Consider the following 16,656-nt stretch of genomic DNA (forward strand, 5'->3'; position numbering starts at 1 on the left):
TACTGGTATGAAAAGACTTTTCTTATTCCTCATTTTGCCAATTCTGGCACTGAATGCAGCTTTTTCGCAAAAACAGACGCTGTCGCTGGAGCAAATGTTTACAGACCGAAGCTTGTATCCCGGCTATGTGTCGGGCTTGCAGCCACATTTCTCGCAGAGTTACTTTACATACTCTTCTGATGAATATGAATTGAAAAAGGTGGATGCAAAAGGAAAAGAAACTGTGCTGTTTTCGCTTGCAGATCTTAATGCAGCTCTCTCAGGCGCTGGTGTTGCCGAGATGAAATATTTCCCCGAATATGAGTGGATGAATGATTCAAAAATCCGAATCGTTGAGGCAAATAAATGGATTGAAGTTGATGTGAACTTGAAAAAAGCTGAGGTAAGAAACTCCTGGAATAAAGAAGCGAAAAACCTTGATATGAGCCCATTGAACAACATTGCGGCTTATACCATCGATAACAATTTGTTCATTTCTGTTGGTGGTGCCGAAAAAGCCATTACTGCTGAAACCAATAAAGGGATTGTTTGTGGTCAGACCGTTCACCGCAATGAGTTCGGAATTGAAAAAGGTATTTTCTGGTCGCCGAAAGGAAACATGCTGGCTTTCTACAGAATGGATGAAACCATGGTCACAGATTATCCGCTGGTTGACATCAATGCGCGTGAGGCCGAATTGGCGAATACAAAGTATCCCATGGCTGGAATGACCAGTCATCAGGTGACACTGGGTGTTTATAACATTACCGCTGGGAAAACTGTTTTCATGAAAACCGGCGAACCTAAGGAACAATATCTCACCAACATCAGCTGGAGCCCTGATGAGAAGTTTGTTTTCATAGGTATGTTGAATCGTGATCAGAATCATCTGAAATGGAACCAATATGATGCTTCGACCGGCGATTTTATAAAAACATTGTTTGAGGAAAAAAGCGATCGCTATGTTGAACCAGCGACACCGTTTGTTTTTTTGCCAGGGTCAGCCGATAAATTTATTTGCCAAAGCCAGCGCGACGGATATAATCACTTATATCTTTTCAATACCGAAGGAAAACTCTTGAAGCAGCTTACAAGCGGTTCGTGGATGGTTACGGAGTTTGGTGGATTTGATGCGAAAGGTGAAAAAATATGGTTCACTGCAACAAAGGACTCGCCGCTTGAAAATCATGCCTATATTTTGAATATTAAAGATGGAAAAATTACGAAAATTACTGCTGAGTCAGGTACTCATACAGTCTTCCTGACAAAGGATTTTTCATTGGTGTGTGACTATTTTTCATCAGTTACGATGGCTGCATCGTGCAGTATGAAAACAACTGCGGGAAAAGAAATAAAATCTTTACTGAAGAATGAAAACCCGCTTGAAGACTATGCTGTACCGACTCCGGAATTTTTAACGCTTAAGGCAGAGGACGGAACACCGCTCTACGGGCGACTTTTGAAGCCAGTTGATTTTGATTCGACCAAACAATATCCTGTGATTGTGTATGTATACGGAGGCCCGCATGCACAGCTGGTTAACAACAGTTGGACGGGAGGTGCGGGTATGTTTCTGTATTACCTTGCATCGAAAGGATATATTGTATTTACGCTCGACAACAGAGGTTCGGCGAATCGCGGACTGAATTTCGAAAGCGCCATTTTCCGCAACTGTGGGACTGTTGAAGTTGATGACCAGATGGTAGGTGTCAATTGGCTCAAAAGCAAGTCCTGGGTCGATCAAACCCGCATGGGCGTTCATGGTTGGAGCTATGGCGGATTTATGACCATCAGTATGATGCTCAAACAGCCGGGTGTCTTTAAAGCTGCGGTGGCCGGTGGTCCGGTGATTGACTGGAAATATTATGAAGTGATGTACGGCGAACGCTACATGGATACACCCGAGTCAAACCCCGATGGATACAAGAATGCAGCACTTACCAATTATGCAGACAAACTTGATGGTCGCTTATTGATCATACAGGGGTATCAGGATGCGACCGTGGTTCCGCAGCATTGCCTTTCGTTTCTTGAAGCGTCAATCAAAGCTGGTAAACTGGTCGATTTTTTCATGTATCCGAATCATGAGCACAATGTACGCGGCAAAGACCGGCTGCATTTGTACAGGATGATTGATCAGTATTTTGAGGATCATTTGTAAATACGAGATCAGAAATACAAGATCAGAAATACGAAATCAGTGGAAATGTGCTGCCCTCGTAAAACGTGACGTGTTCGCCGATGTGGCGCGTTGCGCCTGTGGGAATATGAGCGACGTTTTGAGATGCGAAAATTTTCAGCAATCCTTTTACCTGATTTATTATCGAATCACAGGAAAATTATTGTGTGAGAAAACAGATCAAATCTGTTAAACGACTATTTCACAAACCTCATAGTTTGCACTCCGCTTTCAGTCTGAATCTTCACAAAATAAATACCAGCCTCATATTGGCTGACATCAATGGTATTCTTCGCGCCGGACATGTTATCCTGCTTTAACAGTTGCCCTTGCGAATTTGTGATAGAAATCAGATAGTTTTGATTGTATGAAGATTCAATGAATAATTCACGTTCAGCCGGGTTGGGATAAATGATAAACGGATTGTTGTTAGAATCATCAATGCCTGCAATTACTGATGCAAGATAGTTTGAACGTACAAGGTGATCCGCTTTTGCTGAGCAATCGGGTGTTTCGAATCCTATGAAAAACTTCACAAACAACGGTGAGGGGCTCGGGTAATTATAAAAATATGTATTGCCTGGCACACTGCCAATTTGAATCACTTGACCACTGTTCATAATTCCATACAGACTATAGTTTGCAACAGGCAGACCTTCATAAGCGCTCCATGTAAAACCATACGTGTTCGATGGCTGATCGTATGCGCTGAGCAAGGTAATTGTTTTGTGATAATCAGACATAATTCCTTCATTACTACAACTGTCTGTCACTGTAATTTTATAACTATTGCTCATTGCTTGAGGGTTCGAATTTGTGTCAATAAAGTTAGTTGTGGTCGAAGGCACTTGCCCAATTAGATCAAAAATATTGGTGGACACCTCGCTATAGATATATATACTGTCCGATCCCGTAGGAGGCGTATCCCACACAATTTTATTTTTATATGTGAGTGTGTCAAACTCAACATAGCAGATGTTATGATTAAATACTTCAGAATACGTGAATAATGCAGTCAAATTCACATTATTGGTGGCTGTAAATGAGTATGATGAGTTAAATGAGACGGTATTCGATCCGATTAACCATTTGACAAATGAATAACAGGAAGATGCAGGCGTAGCTGTTACTGTAACGGATTGATTATATGTATATGTGCCAGCTCCACTAACAAATCCTTGATTTGCTGGATTTGCTGTAGTGGTAATGATATATGACTTGGGGGTAAAGTTGGCGATCAGACTCCTGTCGCCATTAACGGTAAAAGAATAGACTGAATTTGTTGACACCACAGTTACATTTTCTGTCCAATTGGCAAATGTGTAATGAGAATCTGGTGTCGCAGTAAGAGTATCTATTAATCCCAATCCACAGGGCCCTGATCCGGTAATGCTTCCTGCACCTGAAGGATTAACTAAAACATTAATAGTATGAATCAGGGGTAGTTTAACAATCCAATAGTCCCTATCCCCGTGATTTCCGGTCACATCCCCATCGGTTGAATTGCTATAACCAGCCACAATATATCCGTAATCGGAAGTTTGTTGGATAGAATAGGTAATCTCTTCATTACTACCCCCTAGTAATTTGTGCCACAGGATATTACCGGTTGAGTTTAGTTTAATAATGCAATAATCAATTCCACCATGATGAATTCCGGACATGTCTCCATCGTTTGAACTGGTTACTCCCGCAACAATGAAACCCCCATCTGAAGTTTGTTGGATAGAAGTAGCAACATCAGCCCCACTTCCCCCTAATGATTTTTGCCAGATTGTATCACCTACTGGGCTTAACTTAACAATCCAATAGTCGTCAGAGCCATTATTCCCGGTAACGTCGCTATCATTTGATCCGCTATAACCGGCAACAATAAATCCCCCATCGGAGGTTTGTTGGATTGAATAAGCTACATCTGTGCCACTACCACCTAAGGATTTTTGCCACATTAGAACTCCTGAAGAATTTAATTTAATGATCCAATAGTCTTCATTGCCATGATTTTCTGTTACATCACCATTTGTTGAAGAGCTCACGCCTGCAACAATATATCCTCCATCAGATGTTTGTCTAATTTGATAGGCAAAATCGTCTCCACTTCCACCCAATGACTTCTGCCAAATAAGGGTTCCAGATGAATTGAGTTTAACAATCCAACAATCAAAATTACCATGGTTTCCCGTTACATCACCATTAGTAGATTGGCTAGATCCTGCTATTATATATCCTCCATCGGAGGTCTGTTGGATAGTAGAAGTATAATCTTGTGAGCTCCCTCCTATTGATTTTTGCCATATAATAGTTCCAGAAGAGCTTAATTTAACGATCCAATAGTCATAAACGCCATGATTTCCTGTTACATCGCCATTTGTTGAACTACTGTAACCAGCTACAATATATCCGCCATCAGAGGTTTGCTGAATTGAATTAGCCATGTCAGATAGGCTCCCTCCTAATGATTTTTGCCAAATAGTATCTCCGGTAGAACTTAACTTTACAATCCAATAGTCTCCATTGCCGTGATTTCCTGTCACTTCACCATTAGTTGATCCGCTATAACCAGCCACAATATATCCTCCATCGGAGGTTTGCTGGATTGAAGAGGCAATCTCTTCATTACTCCCCCCTAATGATTTTTGCCAGCTAATTACAGGATTTTGTGCGTGCAGGTTTAGTGCTAGGAGGGTGGAGAATAGAAGAGTTAGGGTTTTCATGCGAAAAAACATTTGATTAATACTATTTGTCAAAGAAACAAGAATTGCCAAAAACGTCCAAAGAAATTAATTTATACATCGAAGGATCTCACCAAATACTTTTGGAGTGAAAATCCAGTATAAATGTCCGTAAACAAATTGTCTTCCTGATTTGAAATTGCCAGATTTGCGCGTTCATCCTTTGTTCTGAAATTATTTGCAATGATTGTGAAATCAGGAATAATAAAATAATACAATCGTTTAATTCTGTTGTCATACAGTAAAATGACAACTCTTGTCTCATTCAATCTGATGTTTACCCACCAAACATCGGTTCTCCTGCGATTAATATTTGAAAACACACAATACTCGTTTCTTAAATCGATATTGTGATTTCTAAGAATCAGAATAGCTTCTCTTTTGTTCATTTTGTTTTATTTATAATTTGACATTGTGGTTGAAAATTTGCACGAGTCGTCGAAGTTATACATCACATCTTTGTCTCTAATTTGCAGTGTTTCTATCATCAGGTTTGTTTATTCGATTTAAAAGAATTTTATTGAAGAAAAAAAGACTTATTTTTTACTTTTTAACAATAAAATAATCATTACTCTTTCACAATTTTCAGGAACTGCTCATCCTCTCCATTCTTAAGTTTGATCACATATACCCCCGGAGCAAACTCTGCAGATGGCACAATCGTTTTGTTGGAAACAACACCCTCATAAACTACCTGCCCGACAGAGCTTAAAATTTCAAAAGAAATATTTTCAGAATTATTCCCGGGATCAATTATTATTTCATTTGAGAAAGGATTTGGGTAGATTTTCACTACCCCATTATCGAATGCTAACTCTATCCCAGCATTTGAAATTGTTATAATATTTGATGGATTGGAACTGCAGTTTAGCAAAGTAACGATTACATAATAATCGCCATTTGCAGTAAAACAATAATCCTGATCTGTTGCTCCAGTAATGGCTCCATTTTGATCATACCATTGATTGCCTGAAGGTACATCTGATAGTAAAACCCCACCGTTCAATGTTATGGCTGGAGTTGCGGGTTTTGCGTTAACAGTAACTGGTAATATGGAAACAGCACCATCTCCGCAAGAGTTTGTGCCTTTAACTGTAATGTTTCCAGAAACAGCTGATGCGTCGAAATCAACTGTTATGCTATTTGTTGTGCTTGTTCCGGCTGCTCCGGCAGGTAAAGTCCATACATATGAAGATGCATTTGTTATTGCTGGCGCCGTATAAGTCACAGCGGTTTGCTCTGAACAGACACTGGCTGTTCCAGAAATTGTTCCTGCTGCAACGGGCAAAGGATTTACTGTAATAGGCAATGTGGCTACAAAACCAGCCCCACATGCGTTTGTGCCTTTAACGGTAATGTTGCCGGTAACAGCGGATGTTCCAAAATTCACGGTTATGTTGTTTGTTGTACTTGTTCCTGTTGCTCCGTTTGGCAATGTCCAAATATACGAAGTTGCGTTTGTAATTACGGGCACAGAATAAATTACGGTGGTTTGCCCCGGACAAACACTTGTAGCCCCTGTAATTGTCCCCGCTGCACTTGGCAAAGGATTTACAGTGACAGGTAAAGTAGCGACAGGTCCATCACCGCATGCGTTTATACCTTTAACAGTAATATTGCCAGAAACAGCAGATGTTCCGAAGTTTACGGCGATGGTGTTTGTTGTGCTCGCACCTGTTGCTCCGCCAGGTAATGTCCAAACATATGAAGTAGCTCGAGAAATTGGAGGAATAGTATAAGTTACGGAATTTTGCCCCTGGCAAACAATGGTATTCCCTGATATTGTTCCAGATGATAATGGCTGCAAAGTCGAAATTATCAAATTAACAGTTATAATGCTGTCACATCCCATTGAATTTGCAATAACAGCCGTCTTAATTCCGGATGTGGTATAAATCTGATTATCTGGTGCAGTATAAACTTTGCATGCATCCACTGTTATGCTACGGTATGTATTAATGCATGAAACACATACTCGTGCAATATAGTTTCTTACCGTTCCATTATAGTTTGTAAAATCTCCTCCGATAATTATTTTTCCATCGCTTTGAATGGCGGTTGTACGAATGGCTCCGTTTGCTCCGCTGTCCGGGTTAAATGTAACATCTAAAGAGCCGTTGGCGTTAATTCGTGCAATGTGATTTCTTGCTGTTCCATTATAAGTCGTAAAATCGCCGCCGATAATTATTTTTCCATCACTTTGAATGGCGGTTGTATAAACAGTGCCGTTTGTCGCACTAGCGGGGTCAAATGTAGTATCCAGAGATCCATTGGTATTAACTCGTGCAATTTTGTTTATTGTTGTTCCATTATAGTTTGTAAAACCCCCTCCCAAAATTATTTTCCCATCGCTTTGAACGGCAACACTATATACAAAGTTGTTTGTCCCACTTGCGTTAAACGTATAATCGCAAGACCCATCGGAATTAACTCGGGCAATATTGTGTCTTGTCGTTCCGTCATAGAGACCGAAAGTTCCCCCAATAATGATTTTCCCATCGCTTTGAACAGCTGAAGTTATAAGATCGGTGCCAAAAACTCCTGAGCCAGGGTTGAACGAAGCATCCAGCGATCCGTCAGTATTAAGACGAGCAATTCTCATTCGATCTATTCCATAATAGGTCGAGAAGTTTCCCCCGATAATGATTTTTCCATCGCTTTGAACTGCTGTTGTTAAAACGTAGGAGTTTGGCCCGATTAATGGCCAAAATGAAGCATCCAGCGTCCCATCCGAATTAATTCGCGTAATATATTTTCTTTCAGTTCCATTATAAGATAAGAAGCCCCCCCCAATAATGATTTTTCCATCGCTTTGAACTACTGTTGTAAAAACGCCGGAGTTTGGCCCACTGCCGGGATTAAATGTTGCATCAAGTGATCCATCAGTATTGATTCTGGCAATATAGTTTCTTGGAGTTCCATTATAGACTGTGAAATCTCCTCCGATAATTATTTTTCCATCGCTTTGAACAGTTGTTGTGCGAATCAAGCCGTTAGCCCCCTTTCCAAAGTTGAACGAGAAATCCAGCCAGCCGTTAGAATTAGTTTGTGCAATATAGTTTCTTGTTACTCCATCATAAGTTGTAAAGTCCCCCACGATAATGACTTTCCCATTGCTTTGAATTGCGGTTGAATTAACGCAAGCTGTATTGGTACTGTTCTCTACACCACTGCCTGGGTAGAATGTAACATCCAACGAGCCATCAGCATTAATTCGTGCAATTCCGTTCCTTACTGTCCCATTATAAGTTGTGAAATCACCCCCGATAATTATTTTTCCATCGCTTTGAATAGCTGTTGTTCGAACCACGGTGTTTGCCCCGGTGCTTGGTAGGAATGTACCATCAAGCGATCCATCGGCATTAATTCTGGCAATTTTGTCCCTTGCCCATCCATCATAGGTTGAGAAATGCCCTCCAATAATAATTTTTCCATCGCTTTGAATGGCGGTTGTCAGAATGGTTCCGTTTGCCCCGTTTCCAGGATTGAATGTGGTATCCAATGAGCCATCAGCATTAATTCTGGCAATTTTGCTTCTTGTAGTTCCATTATAGTTTAAGAAATTCCCTCCTATTATTATTTTCCCATTGCTTTGAACTGCAATTGAATAAATGTAGAAATTCGTCCCACTTCCAGGGTCAAATGAAGTATCCAAAGATCCATCTGTGTTAATTCTGGCAATATAGTTCCTAGTAGTTCCATTATATGTTGTGAAGTTTCCTCCTATTATTATTTTCCCATCGTTTTGAACAGCAATTGTATTAACTGTGTTGTTTGCTCCACCTGCGGGGTCGAATGTAGCATCCAAAGAGCCATCGGCATTTAGTCTTGCAATTCTGTTTATTGTTGTCCCATTATATATAGTGAAACTCCCCCCAATAATGATTTTCCCATCGCTTTGAATGGCGGTTGTCAAAACTGTACCTGTCCCGGTACCGGGATTAAATGAAGCATCCAATGACCCGTCAGTATTAAGGCGGGCAATTCCTTTTCTCGTCATTCCATTATAGGCGGTAAAACTCCCTCCGATAATGATTTTTCCATCGCTTTGAACAGCCATTGTAGATACTGCACTGTTTGCACCGTTGAAGTTGTGGTCCAATGTGTTAAATGTGTGATCGTTGCCTCCAGACTGTGCTTTTGTTGTAGTACAAAAGACCGAAAAGAAAAGTAATACTATAAGGAATGATATGTTTTTCATGTGGGTGGATTTAAAAATTATTAGATCGTCGTTAATTAACAACCTGTTTTAACAATTATGTGTTCTTTAGAGTACAAAACCAAATGAAAGTTTATGTCGATAAACATTTTTTTACTTATTTAAACAGTCAAGAATCCTAATTAATATAAAGTTAATGAAGTAGTTGTGTTTTGATTTATCATTTGTTATATACTCATTATTTCTTGCGAATATTCACAACAAACTCAAAAATCGCTATGAAGAATAATGTTGCGAGCGCCTGAAAGAATGCGTGTTTGAACGTAAGAAAGAAATGACTGAATCTGAAAATATCCAAATAGAAAACAATAAGACTGTGAATTAAAATGGTGACACCAGCGTAGGTGATGAACCATTTCCAGCCGAGATCTCCCACGCCTGGCTGCAGTCCTGATTCATATTCCCGTTTGGAAACAATTGTGCGAAGCAGAACCGGCCGCAAAAAAGCAATGGCAGTGGTTGCGGCAGCATGTAAACCGCCGGTACTGACGAACAGATCCTGAGTGAACCCTGTGAGAAAAGCAAGGATTAATGCAATCCACATGGGTGTTTCGAATGGGATCAGCAGGATGAAGTAGATGTAAACGTAAGGATTAATATATCCGAACAGATTGGTATAATTAAATATTGTCACCTGCAGTAGCAAGACGATCAGAAAGCGAAAGACATTCGTCAGAATAAGCTTATTGTTCATGCTTTTCCTCCTTCAGTTTTTCGAGTTCATCGAGTTCGCCTTTAATCAGATTTCGGATGATATAAACCGACGAGAGATTACCAAAATCTGCTGCAATCCGGTATCGGACATTATAAAATGCGCGGGTGGCGTCGGTGCTGAATTCAGTTACATAGCCCACTGGAATTCCGGCCGGGAAAATACTGCTGTAGTTGCTTGTCAGCAGCGTATCGCCTTGTTTTAACTTCACGTGAACAGGAATGTCTTTCAGAATTCCGTAAGCGTAATTTGCGCCATCCCACGTACAAGTGCCGGTCACGTTCTTATTTTTAATGGTTGTACTTACGGTTACTTCGGAGTGGAGGACCGACTTTACGAGGCAATAGTTTTTTGAAACATGGTCGACAATACCAACAACTCCGGCTGGTGAATACACACCCATCCCTTCTTCTATACCCTGTTCATAGCCTTTGTCAAGCGTGATAAAATTATCCTGATAACTGATGGTATAATTGATGACGCTGGCTGTCAGAAACTCAAATTCCTGCCGGTACAAAGAGTCATTCACGGTGAAAACCCGTTGGTCGGAAATGATGTAAGAGTCTTTAAGATGCTGACGCAGGCTCATGTTTTCTTCAATCAGTCTGCGGTTTTCTTCGCGAAGATTAAAAAACGAAACCACATCAGAGCGAACACTCATAATGCGGCTGTTGATTCCCATGAAAAATTGAAACGACGTTGCGCCGTGAAACGAACTTTGGTTGAAAGTGAATAGCAGAGCCAGTGTTTCGAGAAACAGGAACAGCAACAGAATGCGAATGCTCTTTATAAAATCCAGAAGATTTCGCATGACTGAGCGTTCGTTTATTTAATCAGGAATGGGAATTTGTCGAAATTTTTAAGGGCAATACCGGCACCACGTGCAACTGCGCGCAGCGGATCTTCGGCAACATGAACCTTCAGTTTTGTTTTTTGCTCAATTCGTTTGTCGAGTCCACGGAGCAAAGAACCACCTCCAGCCATGTAAATACCTGTGTTCAGAATATCGGCCGAAAGTTCAGGAGGCGTATTCTCAAGCGCGTTGAGAATGGCCGCTTCAATTTTGCTGATGGTTTTATCAAGTGCCTGAGCGATTTCGGCATACGACACCATGACTTCGCGCGGAATCCCCGACAAAAGGTGACGACCATGCACAGGGAAATCGGGCGGTGGATTGTCGATTTCGGCCATGGCGGCTCCAACCTCAATTTTTACGCGTTCTGCTGTGCGTTCTCCAATGCTCAGGTTATGTGCCTTTCGCATGTATTCTTCGATGTCGGCGTTGAAATCATCACCGGCAATTCTTATACTTTTGTTGCTTACAATGCCACCGAGGGCTATTACAGCGATTTCGCTGGTACCGCCGCCGATGTCAATAATCATGTTGCCGGATGGTTCAAGCACATCGAGCCCGATACCAATTGCTGCTGCCATAGGCTCGTGAATAAGCCGTACTTCCTTTGCTCCGGCCTGCTCAGCTGAGTCGCGTACTGCACGCTCTTCCACCTCTGTGATACCGCTCGGAATACTGATAACCATTCTGAGTGAAGGCGGGAACAGCGGTTTGCGGGTGCTGATCATTTTGATCATCTCGCGCATCATGTGCTCGGCAATCATAAAATCCGCAATGACACCATCGCGCAGCGGACGGATTGTTTTAATGTTTTCGTGTGTTTTTCCGTGCATCATCATGGCCTTTTTACCAACTGCCATGATTTTGTTGGTTGTACGGTTGATAGCAACAATCGACGGTTCGTCAACCACCACCTTGTCATTGTGGATAATGACTGTGTTGGCCGTTCCGAGGTCCATTGCTATTTCTTTCGTCATGAAATTGAAAAGTCCCATAGTACTGTTCAGGTATTTTTAGTGTTTGAAATGTCTGTTTCCCGTAAACATCAGTGTGATGTTGTTGTCGGTGCAATATTTTACTGTGTCTTCGTCGCGGATCGAGCCACCGGGTTCTGCAATGGCAGTTACGCCCGCATTGTATGCGATTTCAGCGCTGTCGCTGAACGGAAAGAACGCATCGGAACACAGTGTACTTCCTTTAACGTCGAATCCGAATTTTGTTGCTTTGTCAACTGATTGCTTTACCGCATCAACGCGATTGGTTTGTCCCGTGCCACTACCAATCAGCAAACGGTCTTTCACCAAAACGATGGCATTTGATTTCAGATGTTTCACGACTTTCATTCCGAAGAGCATGTCGTCAACAATGGCTTGAGCCGGCTTGATACCTGCTTTCAGTTCCCATTGCTGCGGGTTTTCTTTCAGATGGTCGGTTTCCTGCCAGAGGTGGCCGAATGAAAGTTGTTTAATCATCGAGGTTGTCCGGGGTAATTGGTTGAGGCGGACAATTATACGGTTTTTCTTCGATGTAAGTTGCGCTAAACCGGCTTCATCGAAATCAGGAGCAATTAAAACTTCAAAGAAAAACTCATGCAGCTTGCTGCAGGTCTCAGCATCGAGCTTTTTGTTGAAAGCCACAATGCCACCAAATGCCGATACAGGATCGCAGCTGAGCGCTTTGGTCCAGGCATCGCCAACATTAGTTGCCTCGGCTACACCGCAGGCGTTGGTATGTTTCACAATTACGCAGGCGCAGTCGTCGAATTCAGCGAGCAGATCCAGTGCCCCTCCGATGTCCTGCAGATTGTTGTATGAAAGTTCTTTGCCATTGAGTTTGGACAGATAAGCATCCAGATTGCCGTAGAAGCGGGCTTTCTGCGCGGGATTTTCGCCGTAACGAAGTTCAGAACCTTTGCGGAGACTGAGTTTCATGGCATCTACATCGTGGTTGCCATTCATCCAGGTGAAAATCTGTGAGTCGTAGTGCGAAGATACTTCGAATGAGCGAGTGGCAAATAGCCGGCGCTGTTCGTGTGAGGTTTCGCCGCTTTGGAGAATATTGAGCAGATCGCCATAATAGTCAACCGAAGGAACAATCAGCACATCGATGTAATTCTTGGCAGCAGCGCGTATTAGGCTGATGCCGCCGATGTCGATTTTTTCAATCAGTTCAGCTTCTTCGCTGGTCTTTTTTAGGGTTTCTTCGAAAGGATACAAATCAACAACCACGAGATCAATTGCGCGGATGTTGAATTCCTTTGCCTGTTCAAGGTCTCCGGCATTGTCGCGGCGATAGAGGATTCCGCCAAATACAGCAGGATGCAGGGTTTTCACGCGACCATGGAACACGGGCGGATAACCAGTCAGCTCAGAAATGTCGGTAACCTTCACGCCCAGCTTTTGAATAAAATCAGCAGTGCCGCCAGTGGAATACAGCGTGACACCCAATTCATTCAGGCGATGGATAATTGGCTCCAGCCCCGTTTTGTCGAAAACGGAGATTAGCGCGGAAGTTATTTTTTTCCCAGATGACATAAAAACAGCGGTTTAATGCTTTTAAATTCAGGGTGCAAAGGTACGGTAAAATACCTTATAAAAAAGAAATTTTTGGAGAGGCTGAATTTCCGGCACTGATTAGTGGGAAATTGGCCAACAAAGGATAACAAGGCCCGAAAACTGGAAACCAGTTACCATAATGAGCTGAAAATTATTTGCACGGCGGCTGTGCAAAAACCGTGTTTTCGTTTTCAACCATTTCCGAAATTCTTTTTGCAATGTGAGCCCATTTAAAATTTTCGGAGATCAGTCGAATTGGCTCTTCAAAGTTGATGTCCTGGTGATACATCAATCCCTTCAATGCGCGCACTGAATTGGAATTTGAATATTTTTTCTGATAGGCAATCAGCATGTCGCGGAGTGACAGTTTTGTCGAGAGAAATGCAATATCAACGTAATCCTTTAAACGTGTTCCGTTATCGGCTATGGCAGCGAGTTTCATTGCAGCAATGTCCTGCATTGAATAAAGGCGTACCGAATATTCACCGGTGAAAAAATCCTGAAGCCGTGGATAATTGTGTGTGATAAAATCTGTTTTAATGCCTTCAATGGATCCTTTTAATGCGTTTTTTTCCAGCATATCGCCTTTGAAATTATACAATGTGCTCAGATAATTTTCAAGAGCCGTTGTGTCAAATCCATGATTGGAAAACATGTCCAGATCAATACTTTCACGATGTCCGATATAGAGCGACAAAGCCGTTCCACCGGCCAGGCTGAATGCTGCAAGATTCTGATCGTTCATCAGTAGCTTCAGCAGCGTAAAGGTTGCATCATTTATTGTTTGAGTGTGCAGCATTTTAATTCTTCTTTTTTTAATCCAAAAAATGCACATACAAAGGCGATGTCTTTGTCGGATAAATGTGGTATTTCGCGAATAATGCCGCGAATATTTTTGATGCCACCGTACAACTGCAGAATAGCGTAAAAATCATGTAGCCATCCGCGTTCAATCACGCGCTGAACGACCACTATGCGCATTTTATCCCAGTCGAAATTATTCATATTGTATTCCCACAGCAACGAGGGCGTTACCGTGCACGGCTGCTGTTCCTGCCAGTTGTCGAAATACATGTGCTGCGTTTTATGCAAAGATACGAAATCGGTTGATTGCCACGAATTCACCAAAACACAAAACAAGGTCGTTTTTTTACTGATCAACACAAATGATAAAAGCTGTGCTTTTGTGCCCTATGCCGCATGCCGCAAGCTTAATGCTACTCCTTCACAAACTTTCCTCTCAAAACCCGCTCCCCGCGCGCCTCGACGAAATAAATACCCGGCGAAAGATGGCTGATGTTAAGTGTTCTGACAAGTCCTTCTGTTATCAACATTTCGACTCCGCTCAATGTGACAACAGAAGATGCGGCATTATACACCACTATCACATAGTCTTCATTCTCTGGCAGCACGCAATGAATCTCGTTTTGAGCGGGGTTGGGATACACAGCCAGCAAGCCGCTTTCAGGAGCATATTCATTAATACCTGTTGTGATGCAGATTTCGGCACTCTCGCAGGTTCGTGCCCACGTAGTATCAAGCCCGAAAACACGATAGCAAAAGTTGTGATATTTCGGTACGGTATCGAAAAATTCATTGGTTGTAAGCATGCGTGGTGTGAGTTCCCAGAAATACCACTGCCCGTCTTTTGAGCCCTGCACATGATACCAGATGTTTGTTGTATCATCATCTAACCAGGTGAGATGTACAATGCTGCTGTCTGCATTGTAGGGCAGCTCTTCGCGCCAAAGGCCATACGGTGTGCCCGGCTTGCCACAGCCATTGCTGTCGGTTTTAAGCACCCAGGCGTATTGTTTGTAACCCAATGGTCCAGCACCCAATGGATAGAACCACCCGACAGCAGCAATGCCGCCATCTGTTGTGCGTACCATGCCTTCCATTACATCCTCACCAGACCACTGATAGTCGTTATACTTGTCCCCATCCTGTTTCCGGAATACACGAGTCCATACACTATCGCCGCTTTCCGTGATTTTCATCAGAAAATTATCCATAAATGAATCAGACGGATCATGAGCGATGATACCAGGCCCTTGATAAGACCAACCCCACCCACAGGCACCTCCCAAATAATAGCCGTCGGATGATGAAAGGATATTGTAAGCGCTCTGCATTATATTCGGACAGAAATATTTTTTACTCCATATTTCATTGCCAAGAGTATCGTATTTGCCAATATACATTTTGCCATAAGGTAAATCATTAATGGTTCCAGACGAAGGATCATCGGGCCAATAGTATTCATTAATCTGCCCTCCCAGCAGAAGCTGATTGTCGTTGCTAACTGCAATAGCTCCCAGATAACCACCATATGCTGCAAGAACTATATCCTTATTAAGAACAATTGTTCCATCTTGTTTTATTCCAATGAGTTTATTGTCACTATATTCCTGGTTTCTTTGTTTTAATGCAATAAAATAAAACACTTCATTAATGCTTACTATTGAACTTGTAAACATTGTTCTGTTATTTAATACTATAACCGTATCCCATTGCTTATATCCATTTTTGTCGGTTTTCATAATATAAAAATCATAAATCATTGTAGAGTTGATAGAGTCTGTTGCTCCAATCACAAGAAAACCACTATCCGAAGTTTGAGTAACATTGAGGAAATAAAAGAACGCCGTATCACCAAATGTCCGGATGAAAAGCGGAGAACCATCCTGTTTGTTTGCTTTTGTCAAAGTGCCCTTGTTTGGAAGAGACAGAGTCCCTCCACAAAAAACTAGGCATGAATCCGATGTGAAAATCAGATCACTTAATGTACTATTCCCGTCCGTTCCCGTAAAATAGGGCTGTTTCCATTGAAGGACATTACTTGTGTCGAATCTGGCAATATACGACTGGTAATTGTTTCCAAGAGTATCATCAGAAATATATAAAAAATAGTAGCCCGAACTATCAGACAGCAATGAATAACCTAATGAATAATCTGAATCCAGTTCTGGATAGTCTTTGTAAAAAGATTGTGTTTGTGCAGAAATGCTCTGCACAAACACAAAGGTGATAAATGTTAAAGTGACAACCAATCTCATGATTAACGGGTAATAAATAAATAGTACGGGTGATTACTGATTATCAATCCTACAAATGATTGGGTTTCCAAATATACACCAAATCTTTTCCAAACCAAATGTTTTATAAAATATTGTTTAATTGAATTGCCGTAAATGCACGATAAAGCGCGGAGGATTATAGGTAAAGTGTAAATGATATGTGGGGTTGTGGCCAAAATACCTAACCAGTTTTTTGAGTAAATCAATCATCGATTCAGTAATGGCTTCACGTAGAACGTGACAAGTAGAAGGTTTTCGATGAGTATCCATGTAATAAAAAAGGTCTTTGAGGAAGTTGCAACAAGTAGTCAAATTATATTTGCTACAAATTTTTAAATGTTCAACTT

11 protein-coding genes are annotated in these 16,656 nt (G+C 41.7%); 1 reads left to right on the forward strand and 10 read right to left on the reverse strand.

The annotated features are described in order from the left end of the window. Nucleotides 1–7: 7 nt before the first annotated feature. A complete protein-coding gene (locus A2W93_05410) occupies nucleotides 8–2,140 on the forward strand; it encodes a hypothetical protein (protein ID OFY56312.1) in 2,133 nt (710 codons plus the stop codon). Between the two features lie 215 nt (nucleotides 2,141–2,355). Here A2W93_05410 and A2W93_05415 read toward each other — a convergent pair whose 3' ends face one another. The 10 genes from A2W93_05415 to A2W93_05460 all read right to left on the reverse strand — a co-directional run bounded on the left by A2W93_05415 (nucleotide 2,356) and on the right by A2W93_05460 (nucleotide 16,288). Then, complete coding sequence (locus tag A2W93_05415) at nucleotides 2,356–4,884, reverse strand: hypothetical protein (protein ID OFY56313.1); 2,529 nt, start codon at nucleotides 4,882–4,884, stop codon at nucleotides 2,356–2,358. Nucleotides 4,885–4,943: 59 nt separating this feature from the next. Further along, nucleotides 4,944–5,279, reverse strand: a complete 336-nt coding sequence (locus tag A2W93_05420; GenBank protein ID OFY56314.1) for a hypothetical protein — start codon at nucleotides 5,277–5,279, stop codon at nucleotides 4,944–4,946. A gap of 179 nt (nucleotides 5,280–5,458) precedes the next feature. Next, nucleotides 5,459–9,091 carry a hypothetical protein gene (locus A2W93_05425; GenBank protein ID OFY56315.1) on the reverse strand — a complete coding sequence of 1,211 codons (3,633 nt, stop codon included), beginning with the start codon at nucleotides 9,089–9,091 and terminating at the stop codon, nucleotides 5,459–5,461. Nucleotides 9,092–9,287: 196 nt separating this feature from the next. Further along, nucleotides 9,288–9,803, reverse strand: coding sequence for a rod shape-determining protein MreD (locus tag A2W93_05430; protein OFY56316.1), 516 nt, complete (start codon nucleotides 9,801–9,803; stop codon nucleotides 9,288–9,290). Beyond that, nucleotides 9,793–10,632: a rod shape-determining protein MreC gene (locus A2W93_05435; GenBank protein ID OFY56317.1), complete on the reverse strand. Its 840-nt coding sequence runs from the start codon at nucleotides 10,630–10,632 to the stop codon at nucleotides 9,793–9,795. Before A2W93_05435 ends, A2W93_05430 begins: the two co-directional genes overlap by 11 nt. Nucleotides 10,633–10,646: 14 nt before the next feature. Next, nucleotides 10,647–11,669: a rod shape-determining protein gene (locus A2W93_05440; GenBank protein OFY56318.1), complete on the reverse strand. Its 1,023-nt coding sequence runs from the start codon at nucleotides 11,667–11,669 to the stop codon at nucleotides 10,647–10,649. An 18-nt stretch (nucleotides 11,670–11,687) separates the two neighbouring features. Continuing rightward, the gene (locus tag A2W93_05445; protein OFY56319.1) at nucleotides 11,688–13,208 is read right to left on the reverse strand and encodes a bifunctional phosphoribosylaminoimidazolecarboxamide formyltransferase/IMP cyclohydrolase; all 1,521 of its coding nucleotides are present in this window, start codon (nucleotides 13,206–13,208) and stop codon (nucleotides 11,688–11,690) included. A 172-nt stretch (nucleotides 13,209–13,380) separates the two neighbouring features. Continuing rightward, the gene (locus tag A2W93_05450) at nucleotides 13,381–14,028 is read right to left on the reverse strand and encodes a hypothetical protein (GenBank protein OFY56320.1); all 648 of its coding nucleotides are present in this window, start codon (nucleotides 14,026–14,028) and stop codon (nucleotides 13,381–13,383) included. Further along, nucleotides 14,007–14,303 (reverse strand): hypothetical protein, encoded by a 297-nt coding sequence (locus A2W93_05455; protein OFY56321.1) that lies wholly within the window; start codon nucleotides 14,301–14,303, stop codon nucleotides 14,007–14,009. The genes A2W93_05450 and A2W93_05455 overlap by 22 nt, the downstream gene beginning before the upstream one ends. A 143-nt stretch (nucleotides 14,304–14,446) precedes the next feature. Continuing rightward, entirely contained in the window at nucleotides 14,447–16,288 is a 1,842-nt protein-coding gene (locus A2W93_05460) for a hypothetical protein (protein OFY56322.1), read from the reverse strand. Nucleotides 16,289–16,656: the final 368 nt, after the last annotated feature.

This window comes from Bacteroidetes bacterium GWF2_43_63, from assembly GCA_001769275.1.
GTDB lineage: Bacteria > Bacteroidota > Bacteroidia > Bacteroidales > DTU049 > GWF2-43-63.

Excerpts from the sequence above, each read along its gene's own strand:
- A2W93_05410 (OFY56312.1), top strand. The coding sequence starts at position 8 with ATGAAAAGACTTTTCTTATTCCTCATTTTGCCAATTCTGGCACTGAAT.
- A2W93_05450 (OFY56320.1), bottom strand. The coding sequence starts at position 14,028 with ATGCTGCACACTCAAACAATAAATGATGCAACCTTTACGCTGCTGAAG.
- A2W93_05445 (OFY56319.1), bottom strand. The coding sequence starts at position 13,208 with ATGTCATCTGGGAAAAAAATAACTTCCGCGCTAATCTCCGTTTTCGAC.
- A2W93_05455 (OFY56321.1), bottom strand. The coding sequence starts at position 14,303 with ATGTATTTCGACAACTGGCAGGAACAGCAGCCGTGCACGGTAACGCCC.
- A2W93_05420 (OFY56314.1), bottom strand. The coding sequence starts at position 5,279 with ATGAACAAAAGAGAAGCTATTCTGATTCTTAGAAATCACAATATCGAT.
- A2W93_05460 (OFY56322.1), bottom strand. The coding sequence starts at position 16,288 with ATGAGATTGGTTGTCACTTTAACATTTATCACCTTTGTGTTTGTGCAG.
- A2W93_05430 (OFY56316.1), bottom strand. The coding sequence starts at position 9,803 with ATGAACAATAAGCTTATTCTGACGAATGTCTTTCGCTTTCTGATCGTC.
- A2W93_05435 (OFY56317.1), bottom strand. The coding sequence starts at position 10,632 with ATGCGAAATCTTCTGGATTTTATAAAGAGCATTCGCATTCTGTTGCTG.
- A2W93_05415 (OFY56313.1), bottom strand. The coding sequence starts at position 4,884 with ATGTTTTTTCGCATGAAAACCCTAACTCTTCTATTCTCCACCCTCCTA.
- A2W93_05425 (OFY56315.1), bottom strand. The coding sequence starts at position 9,091 with ATGAAAAACATATCATTCCTTATAGTATTACTTTTCTTTTCGGTCTTT.
- A2W93_05440 (OFY56318.1), bottom strand. The coding sequence starts at position 11,669 with ATGGGACTTTTCAATTTCATGACGAAAGAAATAGCAATGGACCTCGGA.